We start from the raw sequence: 18,241 nt of genomic DNA, 5'->3' as shown, positions 1-18,241 counted from the left end.
CGTCCATCGCGAGCACATCGAATGCGCAAAGCTTCACTTCGTTGTCGTGCTTGCGCGAGTGGAGCGCGTTGAAATCGCATCTTATTGCGAGGGGGTAGCACCTCAGCTTTTCACGTGGATGGTGTAGTTGTCGTCGGACCAATGTTGTTTAACGAACGGGCGCGCGTCGGTGCTACGGCGATCGCGCACAGATTGCCGACCATCGGTCTTGTTTCAGAAATGGTCTCCCATGGCCTTCTGATGTCCTATGGACCAGACTATCTCGACTATTTCCGCAAGGCCGCCAGCTACACCGACAAGATATTGCGGGGTGCGAAACCTGCAGACCTACCGGTAGAGCGGCCAACCCGTCTTAAGCAGGCGATCAACCTGAGAACGGCCAAAGCGCTTGGTCTGACCCTTACTCCATCCCTGCTGGTCACCACCGACGAACTGATCGAATGAAATAACTTATGCCGCCTTCTGGCCGATTCCGTTGAAAAAGGCGGGCACCCCAACGCACACGTCCGGCTGATTTTAAAATTCCTGCACCCCTCCGCCGCCGCACCTCAGCATATCCGCCCATTGTCGCCCGCGTCGCAAATGTGCCCGGGCCAGCCCCGGACCGACGGGCCGAACCAAATCGGAAGGCCTTGCCAAATAATCCAGCGACCATCCGGCTCAGCCGGGAGCCTGTACGGCCTGCCGACGATTGTTGTCGGCACGGTTGAAAGCTGCGGTCAAATTTTGGAAGGCTGTTCTCAGCATCCTGACTTCGTCGAGCAGCGCGTCTCGTTGCTCGCGCACTTCCTGAAATCTTTCGGCCAGAATTTCGACGGTCGCTCCGACCACGACGGCGCGCTCTTCCGCCAATGCCGCAGCTGTCTCGACATCGGCCACGGTGAGCGGGCGTATGCCGTGCGATGGACCTGGCCTTGACGCCGTCCGGTGGGTCCCAACTCGTCTTGAAAATCTGCACCAGCAGTCCGGCCTGTCCGGCGGTGGACTTGATGTGAGGCGAGCAGCGCTGCCGTCAATTTCCCAAGCCTCATCCTGCCTCCCACCGTGAGCGCGCTCCTGGCGCGACTACGATGCGATAGTTCATTTCAATTCCCCGCTGTGACCGCCGCAAGTAACGTCTTCACTTGAATTACCGATTCCAGTTCGATGACGCGTTCCACCAGATGCACTTCCGCAACGCATCCTCAAGCTGCGGCACACCTGCCGCAATGCCTTGTAAGCGCTGGCGATCATGGGCAAGATAAATAGTGGTTTGAGCCGTCGTGCCTCCCAACCATTCGCTCTGCCAGTAGCAGTATTGTCTCTTTGGCGGCTGGTCGGCCGAAGCACCATCAGCGTAATCCCAGCCAGTCATGACCACACTGTCGTTGTCGTGCGGAACCCTGTGAAACACCGTTACTTCTCTTTCGATTACGTTGCCATTGGTCTTTTCATGGTTGTCGGGACTGCCGGAAATGATTGGCCTGTGTTTGATTTCTTCGATGCTCCCCTCAATGGAAGCGAGGCGCGCAGTGATGCCGCCGGAGATCTCCCCGGCGTCGCGCCTGAGACCGTCCAGCTTCGCGATAACTTGCTCACTTCGATCTGGCCGCCTAACAAATTCTTCCACCTTCGCTGTCAGGCCGTCTAGTCGCTTGCTGTCGGGGTGAATGAAGAATGATATTCCATAACAGGCGAGGAGCACGCCAGCCCCTATGCCGATTGCTGCCATTCCAACGGCTCCGGTCCGGGCAACGATCCCGGGCCGCAGATAGGTCTGGTCAAGCATGGTTTCGGTCTTATCCTGCATCTCTCATCTTCCGCATTTCGCTCAGATCAGGCGTGTCGTTTGTTTTTTTGTCCCTGATTAAGGAGTTGACGTGAAACGGAGCCTTGATGCCCCACCGCGGAATGAGCACGATGCGGTCGATCCACTTGACCACTTCTTTCTCGACAATTCTTGGCGGCTCCTTACCGTCGCGATAGACGATCTTTTCAACTGGCACCTCGCGGTCCTGGTAGACGATCTTTTCCTTCTCCACCGGTACGTCGCGATAGACAGGCCTGCGCTTACGGTCGTAATAGGCGCGGCGCGCTTTCAAGAGTTTGGCTACAAGCCGTGACAAACGCGATTCACCGGGAAGGCGCTGTTTAGCGTAGTACACCAAAGCCGCCACGCTGCCCGCGAGGGCCACGGCGAGCGCGCTAAAGGTCGAGAACCAGAACCGCACGAACTCAAACTGCTCATTCGAAACGTCTGTAGCGCTGATGCGGTACCACATGGCCGCCAGCCGATAGATCTGATTTTGGCTGATCTGCTCGTCCCGCGCGTTTCTGACCTCGCTTACCGCTCGGCTCGCTTCGGTGATTTCAATATCCAGTTGTTTGATGGCGTTGCGGTCGCCGTTGATAACGTTGACTTGCGCCTTGCGGAGATCATCGCGTTGCTCGCCTAAAGGCTTGATCCTGTTGTCGTGCCGCTGATTCTCTTTGTTTTGTTCCGGGACGACGCACCTCTCCCTAACGAGCTTGCACCTATTGGGAATTCCGCTCACCATCTCTTCGGAGTGGCGATCATTCTCGGCCTGGATTTGGGCCTCGACGTCCTTCAGTTGATTGTCAAGTTCAACGCGACGCTTAGTATCGCCATCGATCACGTCGTCCCGCCTGCTTTTTATGTCATTCAGCTTGGCGTCGGCTTGTGCGAAAGCAAGGTTAGCTGCGCTGACCGGCTTGAGCCGCATTTCGACGATCCGCTCGAAACCAAATGTCCAGTTCTCAAAGGAGAGGCCTGCAAGGAAAACGATTCCGACAAAGGCCAGCACTTGCATTACTTTGTGCCGATGGAACAGCACGCTTGTCAGTGGGACACGGCCAAGCTCTGCGATGGCGACCATGGCCATGGGCAAAACCATCAGCCATGACCAAAGCGATGTTGGCAGTTCACCATTTGGATACGTGGTGACGACCGCGGTGGTGAAGCCAGTGAGCACACCGACAATTTCGACAGCCCATGCGAAGGTTATAAGTATGAGACCTTTGCGCCCCAACATTTTTTCAATTTCCACCGAACTCGCGCAGCAAGTTGATCGCGATAGAGTGTCGTTGCATTTCAGGTCGTTCATTGACGGCTATGCGCAGGTTGTGCATCTTGCACCGAAGCGAGCCCGTAGCTCGGCTCTGGTTCGTTCATTTTTCATTCGCGGCTGATCTGGGAAAACCGGTCTTGCGGGATCACGCTTGCATGCGGCTTCGATGATCGCAGAGCCAAAGAAGAACGACTCACAGGGCTCGCTAACATGAACGCGGCGGTCGACTCTTGTGATTTGATGACAGTTTCTTGGGATTTGGTGCCAACATGAGGGTGGCCGCGGCATGAATTCAGGGCTGCGGCGTAGAACGCCGTCTCGGTCAGGGTGAGCTTCTCCATCAGATCGCGCCGTCGTCCCTCTTGGCTCCGGGCTTCACCACTTTGGGCGTCTCCGGTGCAATTCCCTCCGCCTGTGGAGTGGTCGGCTGCGTTGCAGGGGTTTCGGCTTTTGGCTTGAAGGGCTGCGTTGCTGTAGCGGCATCGCGTTCGTCGAGCGTTTTGGCACATTGTCTCAGCGCATCCAATACCGGGCGGCTGCCGTCCATCCGCACGGTCCAATCCGCCTCATCCCCATCGGGAAAAGAAATGGTCAGCTTGTCGGCACGGGCGATCCGATCAAGGAAGCCGTTTTCCGCGCCTTGGTTCACATTAACGGCGAGATAGGTCTGTTGGCCAGTGTCATCCCGATAGGCAACGCCGGTGCCGGTGTCTGTCTCGCCGCTATCGGTTCTGAGCGTCGTCTTCACCTTGGTGCCGACCGTCACGCGCCATGACGCTTTATAGAAATGGACGACGAAGCGATGCCGGAAATACGTGACGTACATCCGGCGATTGCCACCGATTGTGTACATCCCGCAGAGTGGTGTGACACCATCACTTGCAATCATGCTGTAGGCGGTCCACGCGCCCGTTTGCATCAGGATGGTTGGCTTGTTGGCTGCAACGGCAGCAGTCGACAACAGCATCGCTGCGCCCGCGATGGATAGCCTCTTCACGTCAAGTCGTTCCCTTCTCGTTGCTGTCGGGATGATTGTTGTAATCAGATCGAACCGTCGTCCCGCCTGACCGGCTTGGTCTTCACCGTCTTCGGCGTCGGAGCCCGGCTCTGGTCTTGCGGCTGCTGCGGCGGCGCCTCCTCGCTCCGGTTGCTGTACGGCTGAGTCGGTTGCGACTGGCCATAGGGCTGCGTCGCGCGAGGCTGCCCGTAGGGTTGTGAGGTGAGGGAATCGTTCCCCTTGCTGAGCCTAATCAGCTCCAGCGCGCAGGCCTTGAAGACCAAGGTCACTTTCGCCGAGCCGGTCATGTCCAGCACCCAAGGCTTTTCCGACCCCTCGTCGAACCGCAGCCAGAACTTGGCCGCCAACGAGAAATCGTCGAGAAATTGATCGATGCTCGTCTTCTGCGGTGTGATGCTGAACTCCAGCGTCGGCAGCGGTTGCCTGACCCCATCTTCAGGAGACACGAACTGCGTGTAGCCGATGGCGTTGCCTCTCAGGATCGGGTTGCGATCAACACCTACGGTCAGCGGGATGTTGATGTAGGTACCGTCCGACGGGAATCGCCAACTGCGCTTCATGACATGGCCCGTGAGATAGGTGTCGCCATAGAAATACTTGATCATGAAGGTGCCGCCATCAGCGGTGCTGGTGGACACCCCGCATGTGGGCTTGTCGCCGACCACGTTGCGGTAGGCCCGCCAGTAGCCGCTGATCATGAGATCTTCGGCGCTGACAGGGGCAGCAGTTGCCATCAGCAGCGCGGCTGCAGCGGCGAGGAGAGACGTCTTCACAGCCGGTCTCCATTGGGCTTGAGGCTGCCGCGATTGATCAGCTCTTGCAGAGCCTCGTATTCCTCATCTTCGCAATACCTCTGCATTTCGAATTTGCCTTGATTGCCCCAGTGGGCGCACTGCTGCTTGATCAGGGCGACCTTATCCTGAGGCAGCCTGGCGATATCGGCGGCGCTGACGTCACCCGCCGATGCAGGAAACATCAGCTGCACGAGCGCTGCGGATGCGAGTGGAAGGCGTCTCATTGGTCTGGCATTGCTCCTGTTGTGAAGTCCGGGATTTGCGCTTCGAACTCGGCATCGCGGTGCGCAGGGACGAAACGTCAGTTAGCGGTGGTCGCGATAGCGACGAGAAACTTGATCGCCGGGATGACAATCATTGCAATGCCGCCCTAAGCCCACCATGGGAATTTGTGCTCTTCCGGTTCGACGACGTTGTCGCGCAGAAACTTTTGGTAGTCGTCGCTCATCAGGCTGCCTTCCGCGCCTTCACCTCTTCGGTCGCTGTCTCGATCATCTGGCGGTAGCGGTTGCGGCCTTCCGCGTTGGACATAAAGCGCCAGCCGCGTTGCAGCGGTACTCGCCGATCCGCACGACGGCGAACGAGAGCTTCAGCGCCTTGGCCAATGTCATGAACCGACTGACCTTGCGTCCAGATCCTTCTGACGAGCGTTCACACACATAATCGGCTCGGTCAGTTCGATGGCGCAATCCGCAGTCCGAGCAACCTATGATATAGGTCGAACTCAACGGATGCTCTTGGGATTTTAAGCCAATTGTTTGCTTTGGCAGGCCAGGGGGAACTGAGATTCGCACCTATGCCTGGCCAGCACATCGCGGCGCGGGCTTTGCTTTTTCCCTTGTGAGAACCGGATAGAAGTACAACCGCATTTTTCGGATGTGTCCGCCGTTGTGTTCCGATCCACCGGCAGGGCGCGCTGGAAGGCGGCGGCCCAAAGCAGCAAGTAATTGGCGCGCAATCGCAAGAGCGTCTTAACGGCTTCCGCTAAGCGGTCGAGGCCGAAAGGAAACCCATGCTTATCAGACGAATTGCACTGGTGCTGAGCTTGGCACTCGGCACCACTCAGGCCATGAGCGCGCAGGATGCTGCGTTCCCCTTGAATCGCCAGGCTATGCAGGAAGCCAACAATCTTGCGCATGAGCATCTGATCTGTGCGGCTTATGCCAATATCGTTGCGGCATGCATGATCATGAAAAACGGCGAGCGTGATCCCACCGGCCAGCGGTACAAAGAGGTCGGCGGTGCACTGATGGAGCGCGGCTTCCGAATAGGTGAAGTCGCCGGGGTCTCGTTTAACGCGTCGAAGGCGCGGCTTGAAATGGCGCATCAGGAAATGACGGAAAAGATTGAAAAAAGTTGCTCGAATATTTCGATTTTGCTGCAAGAGCACATGAACGCCTGCGTCACGCTTCATAACGAAGGCCCCGACCGTTTACGGGCTATAGTGGCCGGAAAATAGTCATGTTCGGTCGGGGGCCATCCATAGCTTGCACAACGCAGCGCCAAATGACATGCAACAACAGGTTTTTAGCAAACTGAGAGAGGACCAATTGCGGTTAGTATTATCGTTGCTACTGTTCGTCGGAACCATTCTTCCCTGTCACGCTGCTTGCCGTTTTGATCGGGTCGTCGGCTATACCCTCGTAGCAAAAAAGACCGTGGCTGGGTTCATTCAGGACAACGAGCGCAAGGGCGAATTCACTGGCTGCGAATATGATCGCATCTTGGTGTTCGATGACAACACTGCGGTGCGTTGCACCAGCTATAACTACACGTACTCCTATCGTCCGGATGCATACGTCTTCATGAATCGGTCCAACGACATCCGAATCTGCATCGAAAAATGAATGGTTCGACGTAGCTCCACTTCGCTGACGTCGTGGCCGCTAGGGGCATACCGCGAACAAAGCGCGGCAACGGGGATGATTGTTCTATTCACAAACAAAGGATCGGCCCTTCGGTCCCGCAATGAAACTGATCCAGTCGGTTGTCGTAACCACAGTCCTTTTCGCCCTGTCCGGTGGGTCATCGATAGCCGCCGACTTAATCGGGCAAGCCAGCGTCATCGACGGCGACACACTCGAAATTCATGGCAGCCGCATCCGGCTGTTCGGGATCGACGCGCCCGAAAGCAACCAGCTATGCCGCGACGCCGAGAGCGACCTGTATCGATGCGGTCAGAAAGTTGCCAACGCGCTCTATGAGTTCATCGCGCACCGCCCGGTCGAATGCGTCGAGGTCGACCGGGACCGCTATGGCCGCAGCGTCGCGGTGTGCACGGTCGACAACGTCGACATCGCGGACTGGATCGTGCGCAGCGGGCTCGCGCTCGATTGGCCGCAATACAGCAAGGGCAGCTATGTTAGCTCACAGGACGAGGCGCGGCACCACCAACGCGGCCTGTGGGCCGGGAGCTTCGTGGAGCCGTGGCGATTTCGCGCGTGCATGAGATCCGGCGGAAGGCCGACCCCGTGCTCAGATGAAGCGCGCTGATGGCGCGAATGAAATAGGAGAGGAGCAATGAAAAAGTGTCTTTACGCACCGATTATCGTCATCTTGTCGGTGGGTGCCGCGGGTGCAGAGACGGCTAGTGAACGATGTGAAACTACTGGTGTTGCCAACGTCACGACTCTTCCCGTCAATGCCGATAAGATGTGGCATCAGTCCGACGCTCCTGGCGTAATCTGGTTTAAGCTGCCGAAAGGGACCCATATCGATCTCTTTGCTAGCTACACGGATAAACAGAGCGTGCGTTGGGCATGGGGGTCCGCCGAGTACAACTCAGTCATAGTCAGTGGTTGGGTGAAACATTCATCACTGAACTGCAACTTGAACTGACACTCAGACGTCATGGTGGACACCGCTTGGCGCGCTCTGTCGCCGGTATTGAACTAACCAATTGGCGATCTCGATCTGACAGGGGCACGTCGGAAATGTTGTCATATTTGCAATCTGCATTGCCAAACGAGGCGATTGCCCGCGGCGTGCGAAGCAGTGGCGATGCTCGCTTTGCCGGGGTGGGGGGCATCACGCCGCCGGTGAGCTGGGATTGGGTGCGGTTGGCACTAGATCAACCGCCGGCGCCCTTCCCGCCGCGCCATCATTGATGTGCCGCGCATCACAGTCGAGGCGAAGCCGATATGTCGTCATCCGCCTGCAATGGGGAAGCGGAGAGCAACATATGAAGATCTATCTGTTGGTGGTGCTGACGTCCGTACTTCTGTTCGCGGGCATGGGAGCGAGTCATGCGGTGGTACGAATCGCGGATGACCCTGGTGGCCGGATCGGAACCTATGTCGACAGATATCAGGATCTGCGCAGTTCCGGCGAAACCGTCATCATCGACTGCCTCTGCGCCTCCGCCTGCACCATTGTTCTCGGCGCCATCCCGCACGACCGGATCTGCGTGACCTCGAACGCGACGCTCGGCTTCCATGCCGCCTGGGATTTCGGTTCCAATGGCCGGGCGATTACCAATCCCGAGGCGACCCAGCTGCTGTACTCGATGTATCCGTCGCAGGTGCGGCGCTGGATCGCGCAGCGGGGCGGGCTCAGCCCACACATGATCTTCCTCAGGGGCAAGCAGCTCCAGGCGATGTACACGCCTTGCTATCTGGACGCGCAGGCCAGCACGCCGCGGTCCTTTATTACCCCGCCTCGCTTGCGAGAAGGGGCGGAGGCCGCCTTCGGCGACCGTCCCTAGAGCAGGTTACATGGTGCCGTCGCATTGGCGCGCCTCTTTGAGGCTGAGCGGCGAGCCGATGCGTAAGCGTGTAGGTGCCGCAAACGTCGTGGCTGCGGGACGTTCAACAGCGGTTACGAAGCGCGGGTCGATCGCTTGCGATCAGATGCTGATGCTGATGGCGCTACCGGTTCGCGAATGCATTGCCGTTTTGAATTGAGCAGGTGGCACCCAATGTTTCTACTGAGAGAATCTCGCGCACGACGCCATCGAACCCCTGACGCTTGATGGTTTTGCCGTTCTCTTTGCCAACCACAACGGCCACCGTGCAGCTGGAGTAGCTGCTATCGAAAGTCGCGACGGCCCGCATCGCGCCCGAACCGCCGCCGCCCCCATAACCGCGGTAGGCGACAAGCCGGTTGCCCTCAAACCGCAGCCCTCTGGCTTCACCAATACCGTTTTTCGCCGCGTTTGGGTCGACATCTGCGCCCTGGGTGCGCCCTCCGATCGATCGCGACGAGTACTCGAACAACCGACCCAATGAGCTAATGTAGACAATGTACTTGATGTTGTTGCGGGTCTGCCTCTCCTTTCCGTTGGGATCGCGCACAACAGCCTGTGCGCTCCAACTCAACGTAACCGTTTTGTTCAGCAGTTGTTGCGGAGCAGCAGTTGCTGGAGCCGCCCCCATCCACACGGCGCCGATGAAAACAACACTGACGGCTGAACGGGCCAAACCCATGTGAACCTTTCTCCACTAATCTAAATTTTTACCAGTTCGCGCCGCCGCCGAAAAGGCGACCCTCTGGCCTCGACGTCCGCTGGATCTCTTCGACTCGCCCTCGATGTTGCGACGAGGGTTATCCGTATGGACCGGGCAGAGCCTCCAACAAGGAGAGCAAGACCTCGGGCGGTATCTATCGGTTTGCAGGGCATGCGCTGGCTGTAGGAACTCCCGCTTCAAATCGCGACTATTGAGCAACCCCGTTGCCATTTTCGATAGAACAAGTCGCGTTGGATATCGACGCCGCGCCCGTGGCCGTCACCCGCTCTCCGTGAAAGTTGATCCACGATATCGCACCACCTGAGCTCCCGATTATGACAGCCACGGAACAGGTCCGAAAACTGCTATCGAAATTGATTGTGATCTGTGAGGCGCCGTTGTCGCCGGCCGCGGTTGTGATGATCATTCTTGATCCTTCAAACTGGTAATTTCGGCCTGTATCCTCTGGGCCTGCTTGGCTGAAGGAACGCTGGTAACTTTTGCTGCCGCCGACATCTGCCCTGTTGGCAAAAGCGCGGCCGAGACTGCTAACATAAATTGTTCGCGAAATCGTCCGGCCGCGGATGGATTCTTTGCCGTCATACCCTCTCCTGGGAACCGCGACAAAGTACGAAACGTGGATTGTTTTATTCCGCAAACCGGCAGGCGCGGCAGCAAAGACAGGGCTGAGACCAGTGCAAACTGCGAACACGATCGCCTGGAAAAGTCTATTGCTTGTCATGAGACATCCTCGCCGCGAGGGCGTCGCGGAGTTGCGAAAGCCGAACCCTGGCTCGCTTGTGTGAAGCGCTGTGGTCACTCGCAATAGGTTTTCCCGCCGAAGCTGAAGCATTTTCCACCCCCCGATGGCCGAGGGGCCTGTACCTTCGGCGATTGCTCGCGCGCGAGCTCGCGTGGCTTTGGCGGCGGCTCCGATCGCTTCTCGCATTCCCCGTTCGAGTTCAGAAAATAGTCCTTCCCGCAGCTGATCTGAATGCAACGATCGCCGTCGACCCGCTGTCCTTTGGCGCAGATCAGCGGACAAACACGGTCCTTCCTGTCGCGCACGGCGTCCAGCGCGTCCAGGCTTGCAACCTTGATGTCAAAGTTTGTTTTCGCATACTGGTTGAAGAGAGCGAGCGCCTTTCTGGACCTCTCGTCCCAGCGCCCCTCGCTGCTCCCTGAATCACAGCCGACGCGTTTGAGGTGAGCTTGCAGTAGCCGCGCGACATCGGAGGCATCGATCTGGGGCGAAGGAGGCGGGGGAGCCTGTGGGACTGGCGGTGCGGGCGTGAGGGAAGACATTTTCGCCGCTTCCTCCCTGGCCTCTCTGGCCCTCTCGACCTGGGCCTGGGCGTCGGCAGCGGCCTGACGGCGGATGTCCTCAAGCTGCTTGCGGGCCTCTTCGGCCTGCTGCTGCGCCAACTCAACCTGTTTTCTCGCGTCGTCCAGCTCTTTCTTGGCCTGTGCAGCGAGCTGGCGGCGGCTTTCCTCAAGCTCCTTCTTGGCCTGCTCGGAAATTTGCTGCTTGGCCTCCGCTGTCTGACGTGCGCTTTGCTCTTCCAGCTGCCTGCGCAAGTCCTCGGCCTTCTGTGTCGCCTGGACTTCGGCGTTTCGTCGCGCTGCGTCAGCCTTTTCTCGCGCAAGCTGCGCGTCCTGCAGCTTGGTCAGCTGCGCTCGCGCGAGATCCGCGTACAGTCCGCTTCCGTGGGCGACAAGGAATGAGCGCCAGGCGTCCATCGTGCTGACCTGGGCCGCCAGCTCGTAGTCGACGCGGGCAGCCGTATCCAGGTCGATCGGCTTGGGAACCAGCGCAATGGTCTCGCCGCCAAGTGAGCCGTAGACAAAGGGTTCCTGGCGGCTCGCAGTCGCCTTGAGCACTTCGTCGCGGATACGGCCGAATGCGAGGCGAAGGTCTAGGCCGGGCTCAGCGATATTTTTGACGAGCGCGGTCGCGAATGGGCTGTGCTTGCCATCCCCGTCGCTTGCGACCGCGCCGGCCTTCGCTGCGAACGCGATCAGCGTGTCCGACATCGCGGGCTCGACCTTGGCAAGACCGCGGCCAATCGAACGGCTGGCAACGGTTCGGCTCATAGTTTTGGCGAACGGATTATCGCGGCAGGCGTCGAGAACGATGAGCTTGAGCCGCTTCGCACCCTCCAGCACCTTCAGAACGCGGTCAAGCGAGATGGTCTCGTCCTCGATATCAATGTCGCTCAACAGTTTGGCGTCGGCGGGAATAAGATAGTTGACCCCGTCGACCTCGATGCCATGCCCGGCGTAGTACACCACCGCGATGTCCGCGTCCCGGGCGATATCGGAGAAATTGCGGATGGACCGGCGGAAGCCGGCGATGCCGAGGTCATGCTCGGTGTTGACTACGTCGAACCCGACGCTTTTGAACAGAGAGGATACCGCATCGGCGTCGCTCGCCGGGTTCGCGAGTTGCGGGACCCGCTCGTATTTCGAAATGCCGATGATCAGGGCAACACGCTTTTCCGCGCGCGCCGCGCCGCCCGTGAACATCACGATCAGCGCCAGAATGACCAGAAGTGCCGACCGCATCCTTAGCCCCACAGATCGGAATTCGTCTTACTTCAACTATCGGAAACGTCTATTTGAGCGGTTTGGATCGCGCCTAACGTGAGGAAGACCACACTGCGCCCCCCCCGCAGTCCGGCGGGGACCGCCAGCGCCGATTACAGCCCTATCGACCAGATCCGGCCCCGTCATTGCGCAAAGGTGTTTCCCGCTTTGGATAGAGCAGGTTTTGCCAGAAAAGGTGGTGCGGCCGGAGCCAGAGCGCCTAGGAGGCTAGTCCATTCCAACCGCATTTTTTTTATCATCGCTCGCAATGGCGAACCGTGCAATCCGTTTCCTGTGCATGCGCGATTAGGGCCGTTTCACGCTGGCGGCGTCACTTTCACTTGGCTAAATACCATTTTTGGCTTGTCTTCGATCATAAGGCTGGAAATGGCCCAGGTCCGGGTTGTCCCCGTCGACGTACTTGGGGCGGATGCACAGGCCCTTGACCAGAAGCGACCGCATGGTGGCCCGGAACGTCAGGTCGCCGAGCCGTTCACCCGCTAGGACGAAGGAGCAATATGCCAACGTTTTGAGGGGGAGGATGGTTACCAGCGCCACATGCGATCTCGTTAGCAGACAGGCCGGCCGTAGTGAAATCACTCTCAGGCGTTTGGCTAGCTCTCTGCTTCCTAGCGAGCCAACATCGATGCCACTGCTGAGGCCGAATAGGGCAGACCGCGCGGCGTGGTGAAGCCCTGAGATGCCAGTGCGGCGGATATCCCCCGTAGCGACAATCGCGGACGCTGCTCGCTCAACTGATGCGCCAGCTCAACTACGTTGGGATTCGCTTCGGCATATGATTTGCGGCCCTCGGCCTTGCCAGTCTTCGCCTTCTTGCGCTCGCGCGCACCGCGCAGCTTTGCGACAAGTGTCGCCTTTTCGAATTGCGCGATCGCGCCAAGCACCTGACGCACCAACACTGCTGTTGGCGTGTCTTCGAGGAAGAAATCCGGGGCGCTTGCCGGGATTAGCGCAACACCCAGATTTTTGAGATAATCGTGGCCGGCGAGTTGCACCGCGAGGTCACGAGCAAAACGGTCAGGACTTTCAACGATGATGGATCGAGCACCATTGGTCGCGATGCGATCCATCATCGAAGCGAAGCCGGGACGGGCCGTAACGGGGTCGGCGCCCTTTACGGCAGCGTCGTAAAACCAGTCCGTCGGCGCTATGGCGTACCCTGCGGCCTTCGCATAGGCCTCGATTGCGACCCGCTGGCGTTTCTCGCTGTCCTTGCCCTCTCCAACATTCGTTGACGTGCTGGTCCGCATATAGGCTACGGCTTCAACCAGCTTTCCCTTTCGCGCCATTCGCTTAGCTCGGTTTTGTACTGATTTCTCCAGAAAATAGTACAACCCTGGCTCGGCCTCCGTCAACCTGACGCTCCGCCCAGTGTGAAGCGCCAGATCAGGGAGGATGTTAGGGGTTCGACAAGAGTCGCAGAACTCCACCTCGTGGGGGCCGAGCTGGTCGATGGCATCACCTTGGGTCAGCTCCACGTGGCTCCTGGATCTTAACTGCGCTGGCTCCGGCCGGCGAGGAACAATCTCGGCACTCCTCGGCCGTTCCCTTATCATTGCAAAACTCGAAGATCACGACGTCCGCGCCCCAATCTTCCGGATGGGCTGCGAAATGGCGATCTTGCGCCGCATTCCCGTCCTCTTTATAGCCACGACGAACCGTCACGACCTTCCACGGACGGTTCTGCTGGATCCGCTCCTCAATCAGGTCAACTGCGTGAGAGAGCCGGCTGATGAGGGATGCGTTGACCATTGTGGTTGTCCATATCTCGCGACAGCACGGCCAGTCGCTGTTGCACGTCTGTCAAAAGCTCCGCCTCAATGCAGGCGCGGATCTCCCGCAACACAAAAACGAATTTTGACATTTCGTCGGTTTGGATCTTGCCGTTCAATCCAAGCCTATAGATCCGGGACATTTCGCGCCGCACGCCGGCAAGCGTGTCCAAGGCCATCTTATTGCGAGGGGGTAGCACCTCAGCTTTTTGTTGGTGAGACAATGCTATGTGACCGGTTCGTTGGGGTCTGAACCCATCATAACGCAGTTCGTCCTGACCGGCGAATGCTGTGACTGAAACCTCCGCTCAGCGGCAGCCTGAGGGTGCCGGCGACAAGATCGCCGCCGGCCTCTTTTTGGCGGGCGAAGCCCCGTCATTGTGCGGGCTTGGAGGGCTTTGCGGGTTTCCCAAACACCCTTCACACATCCAGTCGCTGACATTTGAAGCGGCGGTGTGAAATTGGCACGGGTCGTTGAGGGAGGCCTGAAACGATACCCGCAATGCCCGCAATCCCCACAATCACCCGCCATCCTTCAAGCTTTCGATTTGGTACAAGAATACTTTCGAATGGGCGTGCAGCTGCCTTCGCAGGACGAGCGTCCGCGCGCCGCTGCGAACCGGCTCATCCAGGTGCCGCCTCAGTAATCGGGCGATGGTCTTTGCCGCGAACACGTGACCGGCCAGGGCGCCCGGCAGCAAAAAGTCGCGCAGCGCCTGTTTGTCCTCGTTCGGCGTCCAGTCGTTGATTATTCCCGCTACCGCACCGGCCGTGAATTGCTTGTCCGGCCAGTGCTTCGCCAGGATTTCGAGCACGTCGGCGAGTGATACCGATTCCTCGTCGTCCTCTTCCTGCGTGATGAACAGCTTCTGGAAATCGAGCTCCTCTCCGGCCAGCCTGGCGGCGTTCTCGACCGCCGAACCAACCAGTCGCCACCACATCTTGAATCTGGTCTTGCCCGCGGCGTCGCGCGGCGCCTTGAGCTGCGGGTTGCCGAGCAGAATGGTGTAGAGCGCCGCCAGGATCTCGGCGCGGTGGTTCTCGGTCCAACCGGTCGGGTCCGGGTGTGTGAACGGCCGGTTCTCGGGGTCGACGCGGTCGACGTCGAGGCGGATATGCAGGCTGCGCGAGGCCAGGTCACCCCTCGCCCCGATATTGTTGCCGGTGAAGAAGTGGATGGTCGAGGCGGCAGTGGCGACCATCTCGGAGACGCCGAGCTTGCGGTCGGAATAATATGCCGCCGTGCAGGACTTCTCGATGTGCGGGCATGAGATCTGCGTGCCGCGCGCAATGTTGTCCCATAGAATGTAGCTTACTCCGAGCAGGAAGTAGCTCATCAGCGCCTTGCGCCTCTCCTCCTCATTGGTCGACCACGCCGCGGCTGCCGGCCACAGTCCGGTGACCGCCATGATCAGCATGGTCAACGTCGTCGTTTTTCCGCCGCCGCGCCGCCCGGCGGTGACGAAGAAGCTCGGCCGGTCAGGCAGCAGGGAGCGCTCGATCAGGGTGAGCGCGGCGGCAATGAGGGTCGCCTTGCCGGTGGTGTCGGTGGCGACGTCGCACAGCCACTCATCCCATAGGAATTTCATCGCCGCCTTAACCGCGTCCTGCGTGCAATCCTTGCGTTTCGGAATGACCGCTCGCAGCTCATCCTGGATGACGAACTGGATGCCGCGCTCGCGATCAAGGCCGTCCGGTGCCAGCAACTCTCCACAGGCCAGCACGATGGGGGCCGTCGCGATCGCAACGATTGTCGGCAGGACGTCGTCGTGCCGCCGCATAAAATGTCGCACGAAGGGCGTCGGCAAATGCACTGAGCGAACAGTGCCATCCTTGTCCACAGTGTAATAATCGATTTGCTCCTCGATCATCTCAGCGAGTTCCATCTCGTTCATTTTGCAAAGCACCCATTGCTCGGGCGGTGGCAAACTAGTCATTCGTCGTCTCCTCTGGTTCGACATTCACTTCCGACTGGCTGAAGGCGTGCGTGTTGGGTACGGGGAGCTTGCGCACCCACATCGCGTCCCCATCGATGTCGCGTGACGGCGGCTTGGCGGAGATCACTCCACCGATGACCTCGTTCAGCACTTCCATCTGCGGCAGCCAGGGCTCGTCGTGCAATGGCGAGCGGATATGCGGCCGCGGGTCTTGTCGGCGGGCTGCCTCCCGGGCACGTGCGGCGTCGGCGTTCTGCATGGCGTGCTGCTGCTGGGCGGCCTTGAGCGCGCCATCGATCACGCGCAGGCCGGCGCCGGAGAGCGTCTTCGCCAGCTGCCGCAGCTCCGCCAGCTCGACCGCGTCGAGGTCGGCGGCGGCTGCCGCCCTCGCGAACGTCACAACGACGTCATCCTTTGCCGCCTTCTCCATCGCCTTGCGCAACGCGCCGGCGTCGAGCTTGAGCTCATAGACGGTGCGGCCGTGGGCGAACGAGTGGATCCACGGTGTGCCGTCGTCCCGACGCATGATCTTCGCCTTGCAACGCCCGTAGTCGACGCCTTCCAGCGGGTCCGCCAGCGTCTCTCCCACGAAGCGATCAGGATCCGCCAGCACATCGCCGACAGTGCACCCGGCCAGCGCCTTGTCATCGAACGGCAGCTCGACATCCGACCGCAGAATTCCCTCGCACTGGCGGAGGATCACGGCTCTCGCGGCGCTCGCAGACAGGCCGGTGCGCGCGACCAGCTTCCTGGCCTGTACACCGACGAATGTCTCGCGCGCCTTGGCCGTCGCCGGCGCCAGCCGCTCGCGCTCCCGGGCCTTCAGCTCCTCGAGCCGCGATCGCTCGATCAGCGATAGCGGCGGGCACGCCGCCATGGTGTCGAGCGTCGCTCCATCAATGGTGATCGGACGACGGCTGTTCTTGTCCTGCTGTAGCGGCGGCGCCAGCACCGGCCCGCCTTCGAACACCAGACGCTCCGGTCCGCCGACCATCCGGTCGACGATCGAGCGTTCGAGCAGGGCGCCACTGCTGGAAACCATGATCCAGCCAAAACCCGCCAACCAGCATCGCTCGTGCAACGCCCGCAGGAATCGCTCGACATCAGTGCCGTCTTTCACCGTGACATAGACGTGGATTCCATCCGAGCCCGGCAACGCGGCTCCGGTGTCAGTGCGCGATAATCCGGCGCTGGTCGAGCTCCGCATCACGCGGGCCACGTCGGCCAGGGCCGGCAGCACCGTCAGCAATGCCGGCCAGAAGTCACCGCGCTGTTGCAGCTCGGCCTTGACACTAGCCGGCATCGCCTTGGTGTCGTAGTCAAGCAGGGCGAATGCCGGGCCGTGATAGACGATGTTGGCGCCGGTGCGGGCGATGATGTCCGGTCGTGTCGCGCCGTTAACCGTCTTCTTGGTGGCGACCTTGACCTTATCAGGCAGGTCCACACGCAAGGTGCCGAGCGCGAGCGCCTGTGACGGCGTCAGGTTTTCGATCAACGCGCCGAGCGCAGCGACGCCGGCAACCCTGACGCGCTCGGCCGTGCCGCGGGTCATCACGCAGGCCGAACCGTCCTTGATCAGCGTGCCGTCGGCAGCAAGGGAAATCTGCTTGGTCAGCGGCCCGCCGGCCTTGGTGAGCCTGGTGAGCACAATCTCCGGCGGCGGGGCTGTGGTGCGACTCATCGCGGCACCTTGTCGTGATCGGCGACGGCGTCGATGACCGCGCCGATAATCGATGCCGGTGCGCCGGATGCCCCGTTGCGGGTGACGGCGTGCCGGATGGATTCGATCGGGACGCCGTGTTGCAGGCCAAGGCTCAGCGTCACCGCCGCGTCTCTTGCGACGGCCTCTACGTCACCGCCGGTCTTGCGGCTGTCGATGAAGACTTCGCCCGGCGTGCCGTCTTCGAAGAATCCGACTGTGACCGTGAACGCTTGGTTCCAAAACCGCATGTGGAAGGTCTTTGCGGCCCGGCGCTGGGGAAGGACCCGCCTGGTCATGCCCGCGCCTCCACCACACCTCGCCTCCACCAAATACGAGAGATTCGTGCCTTACCGGAATGACCGCGCTCCCAGACGAACCAGGCAAACGCGGTTGGATTTGAAACGCGATTCCCGGTCCAGTCATGACGGTGCATCATCGGCAGGCGGTCGATAAAAATAATAACCCGCGCCAGGTGGCCACCATCGAGGGCGAGCAGTCGCGCCCGTCCGGCCTTCGTTTTCTCGTTGCCGCTTTCAAGAAACGAGAGGCGCAACAGCATCGCCACGCGTGGGCACAGCGATAGAGCATGGGCCGCAAATTGTGCCGCCAACTTAAACGGAGGATTAGTGACGATCATCTCCACGCCGTCGGGCGCCTTACGCTCCAGCAGAAAGTCGCGATCGGCATGGTCCTGATCCGGCGAATTGTAATCGAACAGATCAGTCGCGATTACCCGATGACCGGCATCACGAAGTACCCGCACAATGGCGCCGCGACCGCAGGCTGGCTCCCAGATCGTCCGCGGAAGCGGTTCGGCGCGCAGCAGCGCGAGCGTGGCAACCTCGGGCGTTTCGTAGAGATCGTTGCCGCGGGCGGAATCGGGGTGACGGATCAGCAT

At 59.8% G+C, this 18,241-nt stretch carries 25 protein-coding genes; 7 read left to right on the top strand and 18 right to left on the bottom strand.

The window, feature by feature from the left end:
- The first annotated feature begins 141 nt into the window (after positions 1-141).
- Complete coding sequence (locus SO180_RS04320; protein ID WP_449377577.1) at positions 142-444, top strand: ABC transporter substrate binding protein; 303 nt, start codon at positions 142-144, stop codon at positions 442-444.
- A gap of 216 nt (positions 445-660) precedes the next feature.
- On the opposite strand, the gene SO180_RS04315 is transcribed toward SO180_RS04320, so the two are convergent.
- From SO180_RS04315 to SO180_RS04285, 7 genes are all read right to left on the bottom strand, one after another.
- The gene (locus SO180_RS04315; RefSeq protein WP_449377576.1) at positions 661-879 is read right to left on the bottom strand and encodes a hypothetical protein; all 219 of its coding nucleotides are present in this window, start codon (positions 877-879) and stop codon (positions 661-663) included.
- A 250-nt stretch (positions 880-1,129) separates the two neighbouring features.
- Positions 1,130-1,789 carry a hypothetical protein gene (locus SO180_RS04310; protein ID WP_449377575.1) on the bottom strand — a complete coding sequence of 220 codons (660 nt, stop codon included), beginning with the start codon at positions 1,787-1,789 and terminating at the stop codon, positions 1,130-1,132.
- Positions 1,779-3,104: a hypothetical protein gene (locus tag SO180_RS04305; protein WP_449377574.1), complete on the bottom strand. Its 1,326-nt coding sequence runs from the start codon at positions 3,102-3,104 to the stop codon at positions 1,779-1,781. The genes SO180_RS04310 and SO180_RS04305 overlap by 11 nt, the downstream gene beginning before the upstream one ends.
- A 71-nt stretch (positions 3,105-3,175) precedes the next feature.
- On the bottom strand, positions 3,176-3,409 hold the full coding sequence (locus tag SO180_RS04300; protein ID WP_449377573.1) for a hypothetical protein: 234 nt from the start codon (positions 3,407-3,409) through the stop codon (positions 3,176-3,178).
- Positions 3,409-4,065: a hypothetical protein gene (locus tag SO180_RS04295; RefSeq protein WP_449377572.1), complete on the bottom strand. Its 657-nt coding sequence runs from the start codon at positions 4,063-4,065 to the stop codon at positions 3,409-3,411. The genes SO180_RS04300 and SO180_RS04295 overlap by 1 nt, the downstream gene beginning before the upstream one ends.
- A 44-nt stretch (positions 4,066-4,109) precedes the next feature.
- Positions 4,110-4,859 (bottom strand): hypothetical protein, encoded by a 750-nt coding sequence (locus SO180_RS04290; RefSeq protein ID WP_449377571.1) that lies wholly within the window; start codon positions 4,857-4,859, stop codon positions 4,110-4,112.
- The gene (locus tag SO180_RS04285; RefSeq protein WP_449377570.1) at positions 4,856-5,071 is read right to left on the bottom strand and encodes a hypothetical protein; all 216 of its coding nucleotides are present in this window, start codon (positions 5,069-5,071) and stop codon (positions 4,856-4,858) included. Before SO180_RS04285 ends, SO180_RS04290 begins: the two co-directional genes overlap by 4 nt.
- Positions 5,072-5,139: 68 nt before the next feature.
- Between SO180_RS04285 and SO180_RS04280 the strand changes: the two genes are divergently transcribed.
- The 6 genes from SO180_RS04280 to SO180_RS04255 all read left to right on the top strand — a co-directional run bounded on the left by SO180_RS04280 (position 5,140) and on the right by SO180_RS04255 (position 8,583).
- The gene (locus tag SO180_RS04280) at positions 5,140-5,385 is read left to right on the top strand and encodes a hypothetical protein (protein ID WP_449377569.1); all 246 of its coding nucleotides are present in this window, start codon (positions 5,140-5,142) and stop codon (positions 5,383-5,385) included.
- A gap of 507 nt (positions 5,386-5,892) precedes the next feature.
- Positions 5,893-6,339, top strand: a complete 447-nt coding sequence (locus tag SO180_RS04275; protein WP_449377568.1) for a hypothetical protein — start codon at positions 5,893-5,895, stop codon at positions 6,337-6,339.
- A 199-nt stretch (positions 6,340-6,538) separates the two neighbouring features.
- Positions 6,539-6,727: a hypothetical protein gene (locus SO180_RS04270; RefSeq protein WP_449377567.1), complete on the top strand. Its 189-nt coding sequence runs from the start codon at positions 6,539-6,541 to the stop codon at positions 6,725-6,727.
- A gap of 121 nt (positions 6,728-6,848) precedes the next feature.
- Positions 6,849-7,373, top strand: coding sequence for a thermonuclease family protein (locus SO180_RS04265; protein ID WP_449377566.1), 525 nt, complete (start codon positions 6,849-6,851; stop codon positions 7,371-7,373).
- 27 nt (positions 7,374-7,400) lie between these two features.
- Entirely contained in the window at positions 7,401-7,718 is a 318-nt protein-coding gene (locus tag SO180_RS04260) for a hypothetical protein (protein WP_449377565.1), read from the top strand.
- A 343-nt stretch (positions 7,719-8,061) separates the two neighbouring features.
- Positions 8,062-8,583, top strand: coding sequence for a hypothetical protein (locus SO180_RS04255; RefSeq protein WP_449377564.1), 522 nt, complete (start codon positions 8,062-8,064; stop codon positions 8,581-8,583).
- 163 nt (positions 8,584-8,746) lie between these two features.
- On the opposite strand, the gene SO180_RS04250 is transcribed toward SO180_RS04255, so the two are convergent.
- The 11 genes from SO180_RS04250 to SO180_RS04200 form a co-directional block, all read right to left on the bottom strand.
- Entirely contained in the window at positions 8,747-9,304 is a 558-nt protein-coding gene (locus SO180_RS04250) for a hypothetical protein (protein WP_449377563.1), read from the bottom strand.
- Positions 9,305-9,748: 444 nt separating this feature from the next.
- A complete protein-coding gene (locus SO180_RS04245; RefSeq protein WP_449377562.1) occupies positions 9,749-9,928 on the bottom strand; it encodes a hypothetical protein in 180 nt (59 codons plus the stop codon).
- 213 nt (positions 9,929-10,141) lie between these two features.
- Positions 10,142-11,851 carry a caspase family protein gene (locus SO180_RS04240; RefSeq protein WP_449377585.1) on the bottom strand — a complete coding sequence of 570 codons (1,710 nt, stop codon included), beginning with the start codon at positions 11,849-11,851 and terminating at the stop codon, positions 10,142-10,144.
- A gap of 405 nt (positions 11,852-12,256) precedes the next feature.
- Positions 12,257-12,469: a hypothetical protein gene (locus tag SO180_RS04235; protein ID WP_449377561.1), complete on the bottom strand. Its 213-nt coding sequence runs from the start codon at positions 12,467-12,469 to the stop codon at positions 12,257-12,259.
- A 71-nt stretch (positions 12,470-12,540) separates the two neighbouring features.
- Positions 12,541-13,287, bottom strand: coding sequence for a recombinase family protein (locus SO180_RS04230; protein ID WP_449377560.1), 747 nt, complete (start codon positions 13,285-13,287; stop codon positions 12,541-12,543).
- Between the two features lie 103 nt (positions 13,288-13,390).
- Positions 13,391-13,684, bottom strand: a complete 294-nt coding sequence (locus SO180_RS04225; RefSeq protein ID WP_449377559.1) for a hypothetical protein — start codon at positions 13,682-13,684, stop codon at positions 13,391-13,393.
- Entirely contained in the window at positions 13,641-13,877 is a 237-nt protein-coding gene (locus SO180_RS04220; protein ID WP_449377558.1) for a hypothetical protein, read from the bottom strand. The genes SO180_RS04225 and SO180_RS04220 overlap by 44 nt, the downstream gene beginning before the upstream one ends.
- Before the next feature lie 348 nt (positions 13,878-14,225).
- Positions 14,226-15,641 carry a hypothetical protein gene (locus SO180_RS04215; protein WP_449377557.1) on the bottom strand — a complete coding sequence of 472 codons (1,416 nt, stop codon included), beginning with the start codon at positions 15,639-15,641 and terminating at the stop codon, positions 14,226-14,228.
- On the bottom strand, positions 15,634-17,322 hold the full coding sequence (locus SO180_RS04210; protein ID WP_449377556.1) for a hypothetical protein: 1,689 nt from the start codon (positions 17,320-17,322) through the stop codon (positions 15,634-15,636). The genes SO180_RS04215 and SO180_RS04210 overlap by 8 nt, the downstream gene beginning before the upstream one ends.
- Entirely contained in the window at positions 17,319-17,639 is a 321-nt protein-coding gene (locus SO180_RS04205; protein ID WP_449377555.1) for a TSCPD domain-containing protein, read from the bottom strand. The genes SO180_RS04210 and SO180_RS04205 overlap by 4 nt, the downstream gene beginning before the upstream one ends.
- A complete protein-coding gene (locus SO180_RS04200; protein WP_449377554.1) occupies positions 17,636-18,241 on the bottom strand; it encodes a class I SAM-dependent methyltransferase in 606 nt (201 codons plus the stop codon). The genes SO180_RS04205 and SO180_RS04200 overlap by 4 nt, the downstream gene beginning before the upstream one ends.

Source organism: Bradyrhizobium sp. UFLA05-112 (genome assembly GCF_053572325.1).
The sequence above is the reverse complement of the archived record's forward strand: the minus strand, read 5'-3'. Positions and strand labels throughout refer to the sequence as shown.

What these genes read in the sequence shown, in the direction of transcription:
- SO180_RS04320 (WP_449377577.1), top strand. Translation starts at nt 142, where the DNA reads ATGTTGTTTAACGAACGGGCGCGCGTCGGTGCTACGGCGATCGCGCAC.
- SO180_RS04310 (WP_449377575.1), bottom strand. Translation starts at nt 1,789, where the DNA reads ATGCAGGATAAGACCGAAACCATGCTTGACCAGACCTATCTGCGGCCC.
- SO180_RS04305 (WP_449377574.1), bottom strand. Translation starts at nt 3,104, where the DNA reads ATGAACGACCTGAAATGCAACGACACTCTATCGCGATCAACTTGCTGC.
- SO180_RS04300 (WP_449377573.1), bottom strand. Translation starts at nt 3,409, where the DNA reads ATGGAGAAGCTCACCCTGACCGAGACGGCGTTCTACGCCGCAGCCCTG.
- SO180_RS04275 (WP_449377568.1), top strand. Translation starts at nt 5,893, where the DNA reads ATGCTTATCAGACGAATTGCACTGGTGCTGAGCTTGGCACTCGGCACC.
- SO180_RS04265 (WP_449377566.1), top strand. Translation starts at nt 6,849, where the DNA reads ATGAAACTGATCCAGTCGGTTGTCGTAACCACAGTCCTTTTCGCCCTG.
- SO180_RS04260 (WP_449377565.1), top strand. Translation starts at nt 7,401, where the DNA reads ATGAAAAAGTGTCTTTACGCACCGATTATCGTCATCTTGTCGGTGGGT.
- SO180_RS04255 (WP_449377564.1), top strand. Translation starts at nt 8,062, where the DNA reads ATGAAGATCTATCTGTTGGTGGTGCTGACGTCCGTACTTCTGTTCGCG.
- SO180_RS04250 (WP_449377563.1), bottom strand. Translation starts at nt 9,304, where the DNA reads ATGGGTTTGGCCCGTTCAGCCGTCAGTGTTGTTTTCATCGGCGCCGTG.
- SO180_RS04245 (WP_449377562.1), bottom strand. Translation starts at nt 9,928, where the DNA reads ATGACGGCAAAGAATCCATCCGCGGCCGGACGATTTCGCGAACAATTT.
- SO180_RS04240 (WP_449377585.1), bottom strand. Translation starts at nt 11,851, where the DNA reads ATGTTCACGGGCGGCGCGGCGCGCGCGGAAAAGCGTGTTGCCCTGATC.
- SO180_RS04225 (WP_449377559.1), bottom strand. Translation starts at nt 13,684, where the DNA reads ATGGTCAACGCATCCCTCATCAGCCGGCTCTCTCACGCAGTTGACCTG.
- SO180_RS04215 (WP_449377557.1), bottom strand. Translation starts at nt 15,641, where the DNA reads ATGACTAGTTTGCCACCGCCCGAGCAATGGGTGCTTTGCAAAATGAAC.
- SO180_RS04210 (WP_449377556.1), bottom strand. Translation starts at nt 17,322, where the DNA reads ATGAGTCGCACCACAGCCCCGCCGCCGGAGATTGTGCTCACCAGGCTC.
- SO180_RS04205 (WP_449377555.1), bottom strand. Translation starts at nt 17,639, where the DNA reads ATGACCAGGCGGGTCCTTCCCCAGCGCCGGGCCGCAAAGACCTTCCAC.
- SO180_RS04200 (WP_449377554.1), bottom strand. Translation starts at nt 18,241, where the DNA reads ATGCTGATCCGTCACCCCGATTCCGCCCGCGGCAACGATCTCTACGAA.